The sequence below is a fragment of the Cognatiyoonia sp. IB215446 genome, from assembly GCF_033963825.1.
Classification (GTDB): domain Bacteria; phylum Pseudomonadota; class Alphaproteobacteria; order Rhodobacterales; family Rhodobacteraceae; genus Yoonia.
Genome location: NZ_JAXBMD010000001.1, coordinates 638,959 through 656,701, shown reverse-complemented (window position 1 = coordinate 656,701; position 17,743 = coordinate 638,959). Strand labels below are relative to the sequence as shown.

The 17,743-nt window shown below is 56.8% G+C and carries 17 protein-coding genes, 1 tRNA gene and 1 pseudogene; 14 read left to right on the top strand and 5 right to left on the bottom strand.

The window, feature by feature from the left end; genetic code table 11:
- The first annotated feature begins 4 nt into the window (after positions 1-4).
- From sucD to SLH49_RS03220, 8 genes are all read left to right on the top strand, one after another.
- On the top strand, positions 5-886 hold the full coding sequence (gene sucD / locus SLH49_RS03255) for a succinate--CoA ligase subunit alpha (RefSeq protein ID WP_320267735.1): 882 nt from the start codon (positions 5-7) through the stop codon (positions 884-886).
- A gap of 90 nt (positions 887-976) precedes the next feature.
- Complete coding sequence (locus tag SLH49_RS03250) at positions 977-1,465, top strand: DUF805 domain-containing protein (protein ID WP_320267734.1); 489 nt, start codon at positions 977-979, stop codon at positions 1,463-1,465.
- Entirely contained in the window at positions 1,462-4,419 is a 2,958-nt protein-coding gene (locus SLH49_RS03245; protein ID WP_320267733.1) for a 2-oxoglutarate dehydrogenase E1 component, read from the top strand. The genes SLH49_RS03250 and SLH49_RS03245 overlap by 4 nt, the downstream gene beginning before the upstream one ends.
- Positions 4,419-5,618, top strand: a complete 1,200-nt coding sequence (gene odhB / locus SLH49_RS03240; RefSeq protein ID WP_320267732.1) for a 2-oxoglutarate dehydrogenase complex dihydrolipoyllysine-residue succinyltransferase — start codon at positions 4,419-4,421, stop codon at positions 5,616-5,618. The genes SLH49_RS03245 and odhB overlap by 1 nt, the downstream gene beginning before the upstream one ends.
- A 139-nt stretch (positions 5,619-5,757) precedes the next feature.
- Positions 5,758-6,228, top strand: a complete 471-nt coding sequence (locus tag SLH49_RS03235) for a hypothetical protein (protein ID WP_320267731.1) — start codon at positions 5,758-5,760, stop codon at positions 6,226-6,228.
- Positions 6,225-6,614: an MAPEG family protein gene (locus SLH49_RS03230; RefSeq protein ID WP_320267730.1), complete on the top strand. Its 390-nt coding sequence runs from the start codon at positions 6,225-6,227 to the stop codon at positions 6,612-6,614. Before SLH49_RS03235 ends, SLH49_RS03230 begins: the two co-directional genes overlap by 4 nt.
- Positions 6,615-6,678: 64 nt before the next feature.
- Positions 6,679-8,067 carry a dihydrolipoyl dehydrogenase gene (gene lpdA / locus SLH49_RS03225; protein WP_320267729.1) on the top strand — a complete coding sequence of 463 codons (1,389 nt, stop codon included), beginning with the start codon at positions 6,679-6,681 and terminating at the stop codon, positions 8,065-8,067.
- Between the two features lie 278 nt (positions 8,068-8,345).
- Positions 8,346-9,197: a TerB family tellurite resistance protein gene (locus SLH49_RS03220; RefSeq protein ID WP_320267728.1), complete on the top strand. Its 852-nt coding sequence runs from the start codon at positions 8,346-8,348 to the stop codon at positions 9,195-9,197.
- On the opposite strand, the gene SLH49_RS03215 is transcribed toward SLH49_RS03220, so the two are convergent.
- On the bottom strand, positions 9,178-9,828 hold the full coding sequence (locus tag SLH49_RS03215; RefSeq protein ID WP_320238356.1) for a GntR family transcriptional regulator: 651 nt from the start codon (positions 9,826-9,828) through the stop codon (positions 9,178-9,180). The genes SLH49_RS03220 and SLH49_RS03215 overlap by 20 nt on opposite strands.
- A 31-nt stretch (positions 9,829-9,859) precedes the next feature.
- Entirely contained in the window at positions 9,860-10,549 is a 690-nt protein-coding gene (locus SLH49_RS03210; protein WP_320267727.1) for a SprT family zinc-dependent metalloprotease, read from the bottom strand.
- A gap of 111 nt (positions 10,550-10,660) precedes the next feature.
- Here SLH49_RS03210 and SLH49_RS03205 point away from each other — a divergent pair, with 111 nt between their 5' ends.
- The 6 genes and pseudogenes from SLH49_RS03205 (at position 10,661) to SLH49_RS22310 (ending at position 15,821) form a co-directional block, all read left to right on the top strand.
- The gene (locus SLH49_RS03205; protein ID WP_320267726.1) at positions 10,661-10,987 is read left to right on the top strand and encodes a TIGR02300 family protein; all 327 of its coding nucleotides are present in this window, start codon (positions 10,661-10,663) and stop codon (positions 10,985-10,987) included.
- Between the two features lie 84 nt (positions 10,988-11,071).
- Positions 11,072-11,147, top strand: a tRNA-Ala gene (locus SLH49_RS03200).
- Between the two features lie 413 nt (positions 11,148-11,560).
- A complete protein-coding gene (locus SLH49_RS03195) occupies positions 11,561-13,777 on the top strand; it encodes a hypothetical protein (protein WP_320267725.1) in 2,217 nt (738 codons plus the stop codon).
- Positions 13,778-13,872: 95 nt separating this feature from the next.
- Positions 13,873-14,421 (top strand): annotated as a pseudogene (locus SLH49_RS03190) (recombinase family protein).
- Positions 14,422-14,435: 14 nt separating this feature from the next.
- Positions 14,436-15,221, top strand: coding sequence for a hypothetical protein (locus SLH49_RS03185; RefSeq protein ID WP_320267724.1), 786 nt, complete (start codon positions 14,436-14,438; stop codon positions 15,219-15,221).
- A gap of 225 nt (positions 15,222-15,446) precedes the next feature.
- Positions 15,447-15,821, top strand: coding sequence for a GNAT family N-acetyltransferase (locus tag SLH49_RS22310; RefSeq protein ID WP_413785272.1), 375 nt, complete (start codon positions 15,447-15,449; stop codon positions 15,819-15,821).
- Here the strand turns inward: SLH49_RS22310 and SLH49_RS03180 are convergent.
- The 3 genes from SLH49_RS03180 to SLH49_RS03170 form a co-directional block, all read right to left on the bottom strand.
- On the bottom strand, positions 15,818-16,309 hold the full coding sequence (locus SLH49_RS03180) for a DUF6653 family protein (RefSeq protein ID WP_320267723.1): 492 nt from the start codon (positions 16,307-16,309) through the stop codon (positions 15,818-15,820). The two genes, SLH49_RS22310 and SLH49_RS03180, sit on opposite strands and share 4 nt — an antisense overlap.
- 69 nt (positions 16,310-16,378) lie before the next feature.
- Positions 16,379-17,560: an NAD(P)/FAD-dependent oxidoreductase gene (locus tag SLH49_RS03175; protein ID WP_320267722.1), complete on the bottom strand. Its 1,182-nt coding sequence runs from the start codon at positions 17,558-17,560 to the stop codon at positions 16,379-16,381.
- Between the two features lie 9 nt (positions 17,561-17,569).
- Positions 17,570-17,716, bottom strand: a complete 147-nt coding sequence (locus SLH49_RS03170) for a hypothetical protein (RefSeq protein ID WP_320267721.1) — start codon at positions 17,714-17,716, stop codon at positions 17,570-17,572.
- Positions 17,717-17,743: the final 27 nt, after the last annotated feature.

Here is a 17,743-nt window from a genome sequence, read left to right as displayed (position 1 = left end):
AAAAATGGCAATCCTCGTAAACGAAAACACCAAAGTCATCTGCCAGGGCCTCACCGGCTCGCAAGGCACGTTCCATTCCGAACAGGCCATCGCCTATGGCACCAAGATGGTGGGCGGCGTGACACCCGGCAAGGGCGGCACGACGCATCTGGACCTGCCCGTCTTCAACTCCGTCCATGAGGCGAAGGCGAAGACCGAGGCGAACGCATCGGTCATTTACGTCCCCCCACCCTTCGCGGCGGATTCGATCCTTGAGGCGATTGATGCCGAGATGGAGCTGATCATCTGCATCACCGAAGGCATCCCCGTCCTCGACATGATGCGCGTGAAAAAGGCGCTCGAAGGCTCTGCCAGCCGCCTGATTGGCCCCAACTGCCCCGGTGTCATCACGCCCGATGCCTGCAAGATCGGGATCATGCCCGGCCATATCCACAAACGCGGCTCGGTCGGCGTCGTCTCCCGCTCTGGTACGCTGACCTACGAGGCGGTCAAGCAGACCTCTGACAGCGGCCTCGGCCAGTCTACGGCCGTCGGCATCGGCGGCGACCCAATCAAGGGGACCGAACATATCGACGTGCTCGACATGTTCCTCGACGATGACGAAACCCAATCGATCATCATGATCGGTGAGATCGGGGGCACGGCTGAAGAAGAAGCCGCCGCATTCCTCGCCGAACAGAAGAAGAAAGGCCGCTGGAAACCCGTCGCCGGTTTCATCGCCGGCCGCACCGCCCCTCCCGGCCGCCGCATGGGCCATGCCGGCGCCATCGTCGCAGGCGGCAAAGGCGACGCGGAAAGCAAGATTGAAGCCATGAAATCCGCTGGGATCGTCGTGGCGGATAGCCCCGCAACGCTTGGTGAAGCTGTGCTGGAGGCGATTGGCTGAGAAGACACCGAGGTCCCGGATCAAGTGCGGGACTTCGCAAATAATGCAACGCAGTCCCGGGCCTGACCCGGGACATCAAACAGGACCCTCATGATGGGACTGATTAAGGCCACGAAATCCTGCTTTACGAAGTCTTTCGACTTCTCAAGTCGTGCTTCTAGAGCAGAGTTTTGGTGGTTCATACTCTTTATATCTATTGTTCATTCGATCTTGTTTAATTGGAATAACCAGGAAGCTGGCAAGCTCACGCTGCACTTCGGTTTCAATCTCAGTTTAAGCACTGATGCTCCGTGGTGGGTGAACATATACACGGCGCTATTCACTCTTCCCTTCGTTTCCGCGTTCGTGCGACGAGCTCATGATATTAACATCGATGGAAGCCGGATTTTTGTTGTTTTGTTTTTAGGATTTGCGACTGTCGTATTCCTTCTAAAGCTGGTGCCAACACAAGGCATGTACACTGCGCTGCTCGTCGCTGCACTCGTCGTCGTGGGCGGAGGTTTCTTGTTCACGACACTGAAGAAATCTGACTTTCATGAGAACCGTTTCGGCCCCAACCCCAACGAGGTCCCCCAATGACCGAACAATCCCCAAACGACGTCTTCCACGCCTCATCCTTCCTGCAGGGGCACAATGCTGAATATGTTGAACAGCTCTACGCCCGCTATGCCGACAACCCCGGCGCGGTAGATGAGCAATGGCAGGCCTTCTTCCGCTCGCTCGGTGATGCGCCGATGGAGGCGAAGGCCGAGGCGGCGGGGCCGTCCTGGGCGCGCATGGATTGGCCGCCGCAGCCAGCGGATGACCTTACGGCAGCTCTTGATGGGCAATGGCCTGCGGAGCCGGAAGCGGCGGCGAAGAAGATCAAGGACAAGGCTGCCGAAAAAGGTGTGAACCTGACCGAGGAGCAGGTGCGGCACGCCGTGCTCGACAGCATCCGCGCGCTGATGATCATCCGGGCCTACCGGATCCGGGGTCACCTGATCGCCGAGCTCGACCCGCTGGGGATGCGTGCCAATACGCCCCATCCAGAGCTTGATCCGAAATCCTACGGTTTCACCGACGCCGATATGGACCGGCCGATTTTCATAGACAACGTCCTCGGCCTCGAAATGGCGACGATGAACGAGATCATTGCCATTGTTCGGCGCACCTATTGCGGCACTTTCGCGCTGCAATACATGCATATCTCCAACCCTGAAGAGGCCGGTTGGCTGAAAGAGCGGATCGAAGGCTACGGCAAGGAAATCGCGTTCACCAAGGAAGGGCGCAAGGCGATCCTGAACAGCCTCGTCGAGGCCGAAGGTTTCGAAAAGTTCCTGCATGTCAAATACATGGGCACCAAACGCTTTGGCCTTGATGGTGGCGAAAGCCTGATCCCCGCGATGGAGCAGATCATCAAACGCGGCGGCCAGCTGGGGCTTGAGGATATCGTGATCGGCATGCCCCACCGGGGCCGTTTGTCCGTCCTCGCCAATGTGATGGAAAAGCCCTATCGCGCCATCTTTAACGAATTCCAGGGCGGGTCGTTCAAACCTGAAGAGGTGGATGGCTCTGGCGATGTGAAATACCACCTTGGCGCGTCCTCTGACCGCGCATTTGACGGCAATAACGTGCACCTGTCGCTGACCGCCAACCCAAGCCACCTGGAGGCCGTGAACCCTGTGGTCCTCGGCAAAGTGCGGGCCAAGCAGGACCAGTTGAACGACACCGACCGCACCAAGGTCATGGGCGTCCTGCTTCACGGCGATGCGGCCTTTGCGGGCCAGGGTGTTGTCGCAGAAGGCTTTGGCCTGTCCGGTCTGCGCGGGCATCGCACCGGCGGCACGATGCATATCGTCGTCAACAACCAGATCGGCTTTACCACCGCCCCGCATTTCAGCCGGTCCAGCCCCTACCCCACCGATATCGCCCTGATGGTCGAGGCGCCGATTTTCCACGTCAATGGCGACGATCCAGAGGCCGTGGTGCATGCCGCGCGCGTCGCCACGGAGTTCCGGCAGAAATTCCACAAGGACGTGGTGCTCGACATCATCTGCTACCGCCGGTTTGGCCATAACGAAGGCGATGAGCCGATGTTCACCAACCCGATCATGTACAAGAAGATCAAGAAGCATAAGACAACGCTGACATTGTACACGGAGCGGCTGGTCAGCGACGGGCTGATCCCCGAAGGCGAGATCGAGGATATGAAAGCCGCGTTCCAGGCGCATCTGAATGATGAGTTTGAGGCGGGCAAAACCTACAAACCCAACAAGGCCGATTGGCTGGATGGGAAATGGTCGCATCTCGACCGCAAGGAAGAGGATTACCAGCGCGGCGTGACGGCCATCGAAGAGGCGACGTTCAACGCTGTGGGCCAGGCGCTGACAAAAGCGCCGGAAGGTTTCGCATTGCACAAAACCGTCGCGCGGCTTCTGGATACCAAGGCGAAGATGTTCGACAGTGGCGAAGGGATCGACTGGGCGACGGGTGAAGCGCTCGCCTTCGGCTCACTCCTGACAGAAGGCTACCGCGTGCGGCTTGCCGGGCAGGACTCGACCCGTGGGACGTTCAGCCAGCGCCATTCCGGCCTGATCAATCAGGATACCGAAGAACGGTACTACCCGCTCAACCACATTCGCGACGGACAGGCGCATTACGAAGTCATCGACTCGATGCTGTCAGAATATGCGGTACTGGGTTTCGAATACGGCTATTCACTCGCCGAACCCAACGCGTTGACCCTGTGGGAGGCGCAATTTGGCGATTTCGCCAATGGTGCCCAGATCATGTTCGATCAGTTCATCTCGTCTGGTGAATCGAAATGGCTGCGTATGTCGGGCCTCGTCTGCCTGCTGCCCCACGGGTACGAAGGGCAAGGACCGGAACACTCCTCAGCCCGGCTGGAACGGTTCCTGACCATGTGCGGCGGCGATAACTGGATCGTGGCCAACTGCACGACACCCGCGAACTATTTCCACCTGCTCCGGCGTCAGCTGCACCGCACCTTCCGCAAACCGCTGATCCTGATGACGCCGAAATCGCTCTTGCGGCACAAACTGGCCGTTTCCAAACGCGCCGAATTCACAACCGGCTCCAGCTTCCACCGGGTCCTCTGGGATGATGCCGAACAGGGCAATTCCGACACAAAACTGGTGGCCGATGACAAGATCAAGCGGGTCGTGATGTGTTCCGGCAAGGTCTATTACGACCTCTTGGAAGAGCGGGACGCGCGGGGGATCGACGACATCTACATCCTCCGGTTTGAACAGTTCTACCCATTCCCCGCCCAATCGGCGGTCAATGAGCTTGAACGGTTCAAGAACGCCGAAATGGTCTGGTGTCAGGAAGAGCCCAAGAACCAGGGGCCATGGTCCTTTATGGAGCCGAATATTGAATGGGTCCTGACCCGGACCAAAGCCAAACACACGCGGCCCATCTACGCAGGTCGCGCGGCCGCCGCCTCGCCCGCGACCGGCCTCGCCAGCAAACACAAAGCAGAGCAAACGGCGCTCGTGAATGACGCCCTGACCATCGAAGGAAAGAAGTAATGAGCACCGAAGTCCGCGTCCCCACCCTTGGCGAATCCGTCACCGAGGCGACCGTCGCAACCTGGTTCAAACAGCCCGGCGATGCCGTGGCGGTGGACGAAATGCTGTGTGAGCTGGAAACCGATAAAGTGACCGTGGAGGTGCCCAGCCCGGTGGCTGGCACCCTGTCGGAAATCGTTGCCGCCGAAGGTGAAACCGTGGGTGTTGACGCCCTGCTCGCCCAGATCGCCGAGGGCGACGCGGCCCCCGCCCCGAAAGCCGACGCACCCAAAGCGGCAGAAACACCCGCCGCCGCCCCGGCACCTGCGCCCGCCACCACGCGCACGGATGTCGAGAATGCCCCTTCGGCCAACAAGTTGATGGCCGAAAACAACCTCTCCGACGTCCAAGGCACCGGCAAGGATGGTCGCGTGATGAAAGAGGATGTGCTGAACGCGCTCTCATCAGCCGCGCCCGCCCCTGCCCCGGCCCCGCGCGCACCGGTCCCAGCCGAACAGGCGGACCGTGAAGAGCGGGTCAAGATGACCCGCCTGCGCCAGACCATCGCCAAGCGCCTGAAAGACAGCCAGAACACGGCGGCCATGCTGACGACCTATAACGAGGTCGACATGACCGAGGTCATGGCGCTGCGCAACGAATACAAGGACCTGTTCCTGCAGAAGCACGGCGTGAAGCTCGGCTTCATGTCCTTCTTCACCAAAGCCTGCTGCCACGCGCTGAAAGAAGTGCCAGAGGTCAACGCCGAAATCAACGGCACTGACATCGTCTACAAGAACTACGTCAACATGGGCATCGCGGCAGGCACGCCCACGGGCCTCGTGGTGCCGGTGATCAACGATGCGGATGCGATGTCATTCGCCGCCATCGAAAAGGCAATCGCCGAAAAGGGCGCGAAGGCACGCGACGGCAAGCTGAGCATGGCCGAAATGCAAGGCGGCACCTTCACGATCTCTAACGGCGGCGTCTACGGCTCCCTTATGTCGTCGCCCATCCTGAACCCGCCGCAATCGGGCATCTTGGGCATGCACAAAATCCAGGACCGGCCCATGGCCATCGGCGGGCAGGTGGTGATCCGTCCGATGATGTACCTCGCTTTGTCCTACGACCACCGGATCGTCGATGGCAAAGGCGCGGTGACGTTCCTCGTTCGCGTAAAGGAGGCGCTGGAGGACCCACGGCGGTTGTTGATGGATTTGTAAATTGGTCTTCCAGTCTGCGTTCGACGCGTCAAGAAATTGGACAAACAGCTTAAGCCGACTTGGCTTCGGCATACTGTTTCTCACGATTCTTGGAGAATTGAGCTTGTTCCCAAGCGCTTGGAGTCCTGGGCATCTGGCAATGGAAAGCCTTACTGCAGGCACTATCCCCATCGTCGTGCTGATCATTATGCTGTCAATGGTGATCGGTGCTGTTTGCACCATGTTGGGATCAATAAGCCTGACAAAAAGTCACAGAGAGCTCGGCCGTGTCGAAAGAGCATACAACATCGGAAGCTTGGGAAACCCAGTTCTGCTTGAGTTGTTGAGGGACGCAAACGCGAAGTATGAACTGGCTTCCGGTTTTATGGGACTTCTCTATCTTTCGCTCGCTGCTTCCATGCTCGCTTCAATCACTGGTCTAGACACTGTACTTCAAGAACCTTTTCTGGAGTCAACCGATCCTCCGGCATGGATTGCACCACTCTATGGCGTAGTCGGGGGGGTCACGGCCTATTTGGTGAAGCTATCATCGACGAGTACATTTGACGCGCTGGACAAGGTTCTCGAAGACCATCAATCAAACTCAACCAATACTGAGTTAACACAATGACCCCCGAACTCACCGTCCTCGCCCTTTCCGCCATCTTGCAGGCTGTCCAGTTCACGCTCTATTCCATCGCGGCCAACCTGCAGGTCGGTCCGAAAAAGGCGATGAGTCCGCGGGATCAGAAGATAGACCTGACCGGCGGTGCGGGCCGCCTGCAGCGCGCGATGAACAACCATTTCGAAGGGCTGATCCTCTTCACCATTGCCGTCGTTGTGATCACGCTCGGCGACAAGGGGACCGGGTTCAGCGCCGCGTGTGCCTGGACCTACCTAGGTGCCCGCATCCTTTATGTCCCCGCCTACTATTTCGGCCTCTCCCCCTGGCGGACGCTGATTTGGATGGTGGGGTTCCTCTCAACCTTGCTGATGATACTCTCAGCCCTGATATGACACTTTGTACGTACAGCATCCCTAACAGGTTCTGTACGCGTTCTGCATGACTAAAGGAGACCCCATGTCCAGCTATGATGTCATCGTAATCGGTGCCGGCCCCGGCGGCTATGTCTGCGCCATCCGCTGCGCGCAATTGGGGATGAAAGTCGCCTGCGTTGAGGGCCGCGAAACGCTGGGCGGAACCTGCCTGAATGTGGGCTGTATCCCGTCCAAAGCGATGCTGCATGCGACGCATCTGTTGCATGAGGCCGAGCACAATTTCGCGACGATGGGCCTGAAGGGCAAGGCGCCCTCGGTCGATTGGAAACAGATGCTCGCCTATAAAGAACAGACCATCGGCCAGAATACGGGCGGCGTCGAATTTCTTTTCAAAAAGAACAAGATCGACTGGATCAAGGGATGGGCCTCGATCCCTGAGGCAGGCAAGGTGCAGGTGGGTGACGACGTGCATGAGGCCAAGCATATCGTGATCGCATCCGGGTCAGAGCCGTCGTCATTACCTGGTGTTGAAGTGGACGAAAAGACGGTTGTCACGTCAACCGGTGCGCTGGAACTGACCAAAATCCCCAAGAAGCTGGTGGTGATCGGCGCCGGTGTGATCGGGCTGGAACTAGGCTCGGTTTATGCGCGTTTGGGGGCCGAGGTTGAGGTGATTGAGTTCCTCGACGCAATCACGCCGGGCATGGATGCCGAGATCGCGCGGCAATTTCAGAAGATGCTGATGAAGCAGGGGCTGAAATTCACCCTGGGTGCGGCGGTGCAGAATGTTGCGGTCAAGGGCAGCAAGGCGACCGTGACCTACAAGTTGCGCAAGGATGAGAGCGAGCATCAGATGACCGCGGATACCGTCCTCGTCGCTACGGGCCGGAAGCCCTATACCGATGGGCTCGGTCTTGACGCGCTGGGCGTTGCGATGTCAGAGCGTGGCCAGATCAAGACGGATACGAAATTTGCCACCAGCCTCCCCGGCATCTACGCCATCGGCGATGCGATCGCGGGGCCAATGCTGGCCCATAAGGCCGAGGATGAGGGCATGGCCGTTGCCGAAGGCATCGCTGGTCAGCACCCCCATGTGAATTACGGTGTGATCCCAGGCGTGATCTACACCCATCCCGAGGTCGCCAATGTGGGCGAAACCGAAGAAAGCCTGAAAGAACAAGGGCGCGCCTACAAGGTCGGCAAGTTCCCGTTTTTGGGAAATGCCCGTGCGAAGGCCAATTTTGCAGGCGACGGCTTTGTCAAAATCCTCGCTGACGCAAGCACCGACCGCATTTTGGGCGCGCATATTATCGGACCTATGGCCGGTGACCTGATCCATGAGATCTGCGTGGCGATGGAGTTTGGTGCCGCCGCCGAAGACCTCGCCCGCACCTGTCACGCGCATCCCACCTATTCTGAAGCCGTGCGCGAGGCAGCGCTGGCCTGTGGCGATGGGGCTATTCACGTCTGACCCAAACGGACAACCAAGCGATCGTCGGAGGGCCCGCATGTTGAGGGTCTTCCCGGCAAAGAACCCCTCATTTTGACCGCTTGGGACCACAACTACGTCTTCAAAGATTAACGCGTTAACAAATACTTAATAATTTCGACCAAGAAACTGTTGCCAAATTGCTACCAATTCACTGTCCACGCGGAAATTGCCGCAGACAAGGTCCCAGTCAAACACAAGTGCGCCACAATTCTAGGGTTGTTTCGGCGCGATACCGAGTACTCCGATCCGAGAAGCCCATGAGAGCGCGCATTCTATTAACGTTGTTTCTGGCCCTGATCTCCTACCCAGCGCATGCGTTCACGAATGATACCGGGTATTTTGACGGCCTAGAGTTCGTGGCCGACACAACGATTCCCGGCCCGGACGTGAATACGATGTCGCTTTGTTACGTGACCCGTGACCTCAAGATCCTCGGCTTGACGCTCACCAGTGACATTACCGGATATGCTTTGGCTGACGATGGCTGCGTGTCAGAACCATTGCGTCCGTTCACTGAAGAGCAGATGATCACCGCACAGTCGCTCGAACTGATCGCGACAGATATCCCGGCGCGCGCGCGCAACGATCTGACCCGTAATGTGCAGAATTACGGCCTCTGGGCGGCGATTGGCCTCGCACTCATTGCCGTGATCATCCGCCGCATCAAATCGCTGTTGGGCTATGATCTGCGCGGACCACTCCGCGCCAAGGCATCCAGCCGGATCCTGACAACGATGTGTTACGCAGGCAGTGCGGCCGGTGTCATGGCGTCAAACGATATCGCGATTGTGGCGCAGGCGGCGCGGCGCCTGACCCGCCGCAATTATCAGCCACAGGACATCATCCGGATCGCCGATCATCTCGATCCCGGCCTTGATGCACAGGATTACATCGATTTTGGTCGCGGATTGCGCGACCGCGAAAAAGACATCATGATGCAAGGGGTGCTTTATGTGGGCATGGCAAATGGGCGCATGCTGCCGGGTCAATATGCCTTTGCAACTGAACTCGCACATGGCCTCGGCATGCCCGGCGAGGATTTTCGCCGGGTGCTAAAGAACGCTATGATCGACCTCGACCGGTTCCCACCTACCCCTTCAACATCCTGAGGCCTTGCGTGGCATCCGTGCGCACCGCAAGGCGCAGGCCCGGCTCATCACCTGCTTTGAGCGCGCTGATGATCAGCTTGTGGTGATAGGGCGGCTCGGTCCGGTTCAGCCGCCCATAAAGTGCCCGCATTGTCGGCCCTAGTTGCAACCAAACCGTCTCAGCAATAGCGAGCATCGCGGGTGCCTGCGCGCGCAGATAGAGCGTGCGGTGAAATTCGAGATTCATGCGGATGTAACCCGTCGCATCATGGCGGGCGATCATCTGGCTGACACCCTGGTTGGTCGCTTCAAGCCGTTCGATCAGGGCAAAGTGCGCCCGTGGCAAGGCGCGTGAGGCGAGCTCCGGTTCGAGCAGGGCGCGCAGACTTGCCAATTCCTCAATCCTGTCATTTGACAAGGTCGGCGCCGAGACACGACCGGACGATGAAAGGAACAGTGCCCCTTCCGCCACAAGCCGCCGCACAGCTTCACGCGCAGGCGTCATCGACACGTCATAAGTCTCGCCAATCCCGCGCAGGGTAAGGGCCTCGCCCGGTGCAATCTCGCCATGCAGGATGCGCGTCCGCAAGGCGCGATAGACCCGCTCATGCGCGGCGGTGGTCGGGTCAATCGGGCGCGGCTGGATCATCATGCGGCAATTGTGATCACAAACCGGAGGGTGGTCAATTGTCGAAGCGGAAGCGATGCAATTGGTCGCCATTGTCGCGCAGCCACTGGCGCGGACGTTCATAGTCAGGGTAAAGCGCCCCCACGACATCCCAATATGCCGGTGAGTGGTTCATCTCAACAAGATGCGCCACCTCGTGGGCCGCCACGTAGTCAAGCACATCGGGTGGTGCCATAATCAGGCGCCAAGAATACATCAACGTGCCGTTGCTGGAACACGAGCCCCAACGCGACCTTGTATCGCGCAGTGTCAACCGCGTGTAATGACGACCGACCTTAGCCGCATACCGGTCCGAAGCCGCCGCCAACGCGTCACGCGCCAAATGCCTTAGCTGAGCCTTGATGCGCACCGCGGCAGTCGCCTGATCCGGCACACAGATCTCGGATGTCGTGATCTGAACGCGCTTCGCATCGCCGGTCACAACCGGGAGCAGCTGCCCGCGCACCATCAACTCTGTGCCGACCGCAACCGCCGAGGGAGGCGCAACATCATGCAGATGGGTGCGCAACCACGCCTCTTTCGCTTTCAGAAAGGCGATCCCCTCCCGTTCGGCAGTAAAGCGCGGCAAGGTCAACGTCACCCGCCCATCAAGCCGCGAAATACGTAACGACAGGCGTCGCGCGCGGGTCGATTTCCGCAGATTGACCTCAATCGGGGGGTTGCCTTCAAGCGTGTGACGGCCCATATCCAGCTACTCGTATTTCCATGTGCCAAAGGCTTTGACACAGCCCCCTGCTTATGGCAGTTGGCACCGATCACCCGCAAGGGTCCGTGCAAGATTTCGAAGGGATAGCCCATGCCAAAGGAAGAATGGGGTACAAAACGTCTTTGCCCCGAAACCGGCAAGCGCTTTTACGACCTGAACGCCACCCCGATCATCAGCCCTTACACAGGTAACGAGGTTACGGTGGACACGTCCAAGACCCGAACCATGGTGGCGGATGCCGAGGACGCGCAAAGCAAGAAGATCAAAGAGGTCGCCGAAGAGGACGATCTGGTCCTTGATGACGACGATGACGGCGACGACGTCGATCTGGGCGATGATGTGCTCGAAGATGATGATGACGACGATACCGTCTCGCTGGACGAATTGGCCGATGTGGCCACGGGTGACGACGAGTAATTGAAAGGTGCGGGCGAGATTTACTCTTGATCTCGCCCGACCCGCTGCATAGACAGCACCTCGCAACAGGACGTTGCGCCGGATGGGGCCTTAGCTCAGTTGGGAGAGCGCTTGCATGGCATGCAAGAGGTCAGGGGTTCGACTCCCCTAGGCTCCACCACATCACTCATGGTGCATTCATCATATTCTTTCCATTTATTAAGCATAGTTCTTCCATTTGCTGGCTTTGATCCAGTTTCAGGGCGAATTGGCGCGCTGTCTAGGCTTTAGTGTGAACGAGAGCGAAGAGCAGTTTTCCGCAAAAAGGGCGGAAAGCGGAAGTTCGCTGCGGTGGCAAGCCGATAAAGGCTCGAACGTCAAAGCTGACGTTCATTTTGATCTGAGAAGACAAGTTTTCATACACAAGGGGCTTATGCGTCTGCGGGGTGCGGTCATAACCTTCCACTAACAACAAATCGACCGACGAGACTGTTGGACAACAATTTGCAGACATAACGCCTAAACCCTGTGTTTATTCGACTCTTGGACGCAAGAACAGTACGTTGGCGACCGCGATACAACCATAAGTTTGAAATGATGACAGTCGGTCCAGCAGCGGTAAGAGTAAACGCGGTTCTTTCTGCGTTTCGCGACGATGAGAATTCGGACGTCATGGACGCCCTTTGCTACTTCTACGTCCCCATTCTCGACAAGCTTCACGGAAAGCCGATCACCGCATCATTGCTGGCGAAAGCCGCTAAACTCATCTACGGGTGGAACCTCACGGAGTCAGTCGGGCATGTCTTCGTTGAGCGACTAGTTGCGCAAGGGCACCTAGTCGAGGAGCAAAAGAACGGCCAGACGATTTTCGTTGCGCAGCCAAGCCCGGAGCTAGCTGCCGACGTTGAAATGTCGATCCAAGATTCATTCGATCAAGTCACCGAGTTGTTCGGGGAGTTCGACCTTGTTTCTGGCGATCTCATCTACAGGCAATTGACCCCTGAGCAGTTGGGCGACCTACTCGTCCGCTTTCTTATATCGCTCGACGCCTATTCGAACAATGAAATTTCTGCCTCCTTAAGGTCAGGAGACATTGCCAACGGGGAACGCAGCGCCCTTCAAGAATTAACAAATGACGTTTCGGTTCTGTCGCAGTCGGAAACCCACGCCTGTGCGCGCTTTGTACAATGGCTTTCAAAGGAACAGCCGGAACTAGCCGAAAAACTCAGCCTTTTTGTCGCGGCAGGCCTGTTGGCTGAATTAGTTGAGGATTTTCGCAAGCCCTCTGCACTGGAAACAACAAGCGAAACAACATTCTTTCTCGACGGGCCAATGCTACTTGGCCTTGTCGGGACAAGCGGTGCAGCCCTTCAAGAGGAAGCAAGAACGATTGTTGATGCATTGAGGTCAATTGGTTGTCGCATTCAGGTCTTCAGCGAAAGCTGCCGCGAGGCAGAACGCGTCCTCTCGTCCTACTTGAAGGCTTCGCCCTCGGATCGTCACGGTCGCACCCACACGGCGGCTATAAAGGGAGAGGTTGACCGAGCCTACGTGCAAACTGTTGCTTCAGACATTGAGGCAGCCGCAGAAAAGTTCGGTGTGAATGTCAGGGATTACTCGCTAGACGCCTTCCCCAATGATCAAAAGTACTTCGATTCCGAACGAAATACCGACGTCTACTCGTTCCTGTCTTGGGATAACCCACTTGCTCGCGAGCATGATGCGTTCGCCGTGACAGCCATCATGCGGATGCGCCATGGCAGGCACAAGAACGATCCGCTGCAAAACAGCCATGTCTTCATTTCCTCGAACGAGAAGCTGGTCAGGAAAGCGCGGGAATACTGCTTGCAGTCTCAATTGGTACGCGAAACACAATGCGGCCCCGTCGTCGATACCCGAGACTTGGCGACAATCGCTTGGCTCCGAACTGGGTTCGAGAACTCGGAGAAACTGCCAACATCGCACATGTTGGCACAATGCGAACGCGTCCTCAGGGTCCGAAAAGACGTGATTGAAAATGCCCGGCAGCAGGTTGCCAAGTTCACCCCCGAAAAGGTGGAGCAATTTGAACTGCTTTTGCAGGACAACCGCGCGGTCAGCTACCTAATGGACACCGCACGCGGCTCGTCTGCGCCGTTTGATCCTGAACGAGACCAAGAGCTTCTGGACGGAATGCTAGATGCTGCCATCAAGGTCGTTCGCGACGAAACGGACGCGAAGCTGTCAGAGAAAGACAAGAAAATTCGTCAACTGCGCGCCGAGAACAAAAAGACGCAGAAAGAAACCGAAGCCGAATATGAAGCAAGGCTCGATGAAGAAGCCCGGAGGACCGCCGATGTGGAGGCGCGGCTGGCCGAGTTGGAGCGTTTAAGGGAGGAAGATGCAAGGCGCCTTGCATCGGTCACATCACGTCATGAGACCGTGATGCAGGCAGGCATCGAATATGCCAACAAGTGGATAGGCCGCTATCAGGTGCTGGGCGGAGCGGTTTTGGCCGCAGCGGGCATCCTCGCAACATTTGGAGTATTTTGGGATCCGTCATCGCTGCCGCCGGTGGTGGACTGGGGTTCTAAGCTAGTGGCTGTAATCGGCGTCGTGTTCACAGTCCTCGCACTTCTCGGGCGACCTGTGCCCGGCTTGTGGCAACTGATCGAGCGTCGTGGCGAGAAGTGGTATTCAAAGTATTGCGTAAACAAGGGCGTACCAGCAATTGAGGCTCAAAATCGCCTGTCGGTCGGAAAAAGTCGGCTAGTACTTGCCAAACCTAGTATCACAAACAACTCGTCGAACTGTTTGGAGCGTAAGTCATGATTTCTGCACCACGCCCACCAACCCCACAAAACAAGGTTATAGACATGGTGCATAAATCAGGTGCGCATTTCGTCTCAATCTGATACCCTATCAACATGAAGATCGGCTATGCTAGAGTATCGACCCGAGCCCAAAGTCTCGACCGCCAGATTGGAGCGCTAAACGCGGCTGGCGCAGAACGTATCTTCCGAGAAAAGGCGACAGCCAAGACAGTGAAGGGCCGCCCATAGCTCGAAAAGGCTATTGATGCTCTTGGGGCGGAAGACGTGTTTGTGATCGCAGAATGGGACCGAGCCACCCGGTCGATGATGGACGGCATTACCATCATTCAACGTGTTGCTGACCGCTGCGCGACAGTCAAGGTGCTAGACAAACCATGGCTCGATCTGACTACGCCGACGGGTAAGGGCATTCTTGCCTTCCTTTCGGCGTTGGCCGAGGATAAGCGTGAGCGCATCACACGCCGTGCGAACGAAGGTAGAGACGCCGCGAAATCGCGAGGCGTAAAATTCGGCCCAAAACCAAAGCTTACAGAGCACCAACGGACACTCGCGCTTGCTCGAATGGCTCAAGGGGACAGCTGCCGCGCGATTGCTAAAGACATGGGTGTCGCTCACACAACTATTTCTCGACTGAGCAAGTAAACGGACGACAATGCATGGATGAGCCAAAAGACCCAAAGGAAGTCGGTAAACAGCTTGGGACGCTCGTTGAATTATTGAAGGAGTTTGAAGAGGGACCAAGCATGCCAAACGACATTCGAGTTGGTGACATGTTGGCGATTGAGAGAGAGCGCAGCCTGCCGCCGCCGCCAGGTGGTCTTGGTTCTATACTTGGTTTTTGGACAGCATGGGTTGGAGCACTTCTGTCGGGAATAAGTCTAATGAGTGCGTTTGTTCGAATCTATCAGGTAGGGCTAAATGCATTTGTTTCCGAATTGGTGAGTACATTTCGCGGTGCGACGCAACCTATAGTGAACATTGTGAATTCTTGGCCTCTACCGTTCCAGCTAACACCTTTCGCAATCGAAATGATTTTAGTTTACCTAACACTATTCACTATCTCCGCTAGAACACTTCAAACTTACAGTTGGAGGAGGCCGGTTTCCGTCAAAGTCTTAGGAAAAGAAGCTACGTTGAACGTAGGATTTTTCTCCAAATCCATAATGATAATTTCTCTATGGCCGATTTTTACTCTTCTCCCACTCAGGAACTATCTGAGTGCGAAAAAGGGATTGCGCTATGCAAAGGAACTGCCTGACACTAGGCGAATGGCAAACCTAAGAAAAATACTTGGTCCTATGGCCTACCCAGTGAGCAAAGAAGGGATGCTTGATGTCTGGAAGGGAGCCTCCCGATATAGCTGGTATGCCTGCTTGCAAGTCGTACTTCCTCCACTGATTGTAGTATTGCTACTTGTGATCAATATGTTTCCGCCGTTTTAACATAATGAACCCTATCGGCGCGAAAGTCTGCTTTGCAGGCTGCGACCGCAGCATCCCAACTGTGAACTGACCGTCCGTTTTGGGCCGTCTGCGATGAACTCAGAGTGCGCAGTCTTGTCCGATCCAAGCCTATGCTTTCCGATCGAAACCTTGCGAATTGAATGAAATCGCGGTGGTTTCCGTTGACGCTTAACAGACGAGTAGTTTGATCGGTCCCATGACGACATTAGAACATACAGACTTGTCCAAAGCGCTTGGTCGCTGAATCAAACGGGACCGTTCGTGGTTTGTCGCAAAGATACAAACGACGCCATTGGTACTGCCGGGCCCTGGTATCCAAGCGGTTGGCCAGAGAAGGAACTGACCTGGTCGATCTGGTCTCCCGAGGACGAAGGCCAGGGTTTTGCCAGTGAAGCTGTCGTTTCATTACGCAACCACGTTCTAAGGGATCTCAATTGGACCCGCGCCGTCAGCTACATTGACCCCGAGAACACGGCGTCCATTCGACTTGCTGAGCGTATTGGCTGTTTGCTGGATGAAAGTGCCCTGGCTCCCGATGACGACCCAACGCTTGTCTACGTTCACAGGCAAACAGACTAATGCTTGGCTTTGAGGCCGCCCGTGTCCTCAAAAAGCCAGACCATGCGGTCCAAGAACCAGAGCTTGCCGCCCATCACAAGGATCATTCCAGCAAGCACGGGCCATGGGTCCAGTACCCACAAGCCCCATCCTAATGGCAGCAACCCCAATCCACTAACTACTGCCAGAATGTGAGGCATCCTCCTGTGATGTTCAGGCACAGGATCGGCCTTTCGGGCGATCCATACACGCTCACCAAAGACTCCTTTCGACATCCAGTTGTCTAGGTTATCAGATTTTCGAAATGCGCGTGGGTTCCACCAAGTCCAGATGCAAACCAGCGCAATGAGTGCGAGCGACCACCAGCCGATCCACTCACGGCTCCAGACGGCCGCGACAAAGAGGGGCGGGATGGAGATGCGGCTCCATCCACTCCAAGGATTGGCATGTCGTTCCCAAACCTCGTCGGACATGGACATCAGGCTTTCGGAGAATGAGCTTTTGGTCATGTTGATTTCCTTGGGTGAGTGAGGTGCCCCGATAAGCTGACAGCTATCATCAAAGCACCTCGTCATTGACTATGCAGCAAGCTTTCGCTGTGGCGAAGCATGAGCCGGTTTGACGGTCTTGGCGTCTTTAAGGATGCCGGACGCAATTCGATGCGCCCCCTTGGCCGCCGAGTGGAAGTAGCCTTGGAATTCAGGCCGAAACCCATTGAACCATAGACCTGGCAGACCTGGCGTCGGCTCTCCCATCGGGTGCTTTGGGATGCCCGCATGGTTGAGGACATCAAAACCCCCGAGCAAAGGCTCCAATGCAGTTTTGTATCCTGTCGCACAGATCACCACATCCGGCTCGAACGTGCGGAAGCAATCGAAAGAGACGCGGTCGGTCCAAAACTCAGTGATCTCACCAACGACCTTGAAGCGCCCGCTCTTGATTGCTGCAACAAAACCGTCGTCGATGGCGAACGCCGTCCCGTCGGTGGCGAGCCTCGTTCCGCCGCCCATTGAATGAGAGGTCAGACCGTACTTTTTGAGATCGCCAAAGAACAAGCGCTGCGTCAGCGCGAACGCCGGATCGACCATCCAAAGTGGCATTGCGGCAAAGAGATTGGCTGCGCGGTGTAGCGGGAATCCGAACACGCGTTGCGGAACGATCGCAGGACCGTAGCGTATGGAGATCCGCACATCTTTTGGATTGTGTCGCGCGAGGTGGTTCAACACGTCACCGCCGGAGTTACCTGCCCCAACAACAAGAACCTTCTTTCCGTTGTATTGCGAGAAATTGCCTACGTTTGCTGCATGGATCACTTCCCCCTCAAAACGCTCAAGACCTCGCCAGGCTGGGATGTGCGGGGTTCGGTCGCGTCCTGTTGCCACGACGACATGCGGTGCCTCGAACGAACGGCTTCCGGCAACGACGCGCCAACCATTTGAAGTCCGTTCTATCCCGGAGACGATGACACCAGCCTCGATGCAGTCGCGAAGATCATAGGCAAAATCTTCGAGGTGCTGAATGAGAGTATCGCGCTTGAGGTAGGCGCCGTCTGAACGTGGTGCCGGCTTGCCTGGTAGTGCTACAAATCTACGATGAATGTTCAACCGCAGCGCGGGATGGCGCTGCCGCCAGTTCCAAGCCACGCGGTCAGATGCATCCAGCACGGTCACAGGGATGCCCTGGTCGCGCAGGATGTGTGCGGTGGAGAGGCCAGTCAAACCGGCCCCAATGATAAGTGTGTGTTTGTCGGCGTGTGGCATGGCCAACTCCTAACGTGATCGGCGGAGCACCCCATCGGGCAGACCATCGATCAAGCCGATGTCCCGTTGGACGCTCTTTGGCAGGTTTGTGATGATGCGGCGTGTTTTGCGTCGCTGGCGGGCGTCGGAGAGACGCTGAAGAATACGTAGTTTCATGGTTTTGTCCTTGTTGCGATCACTCGC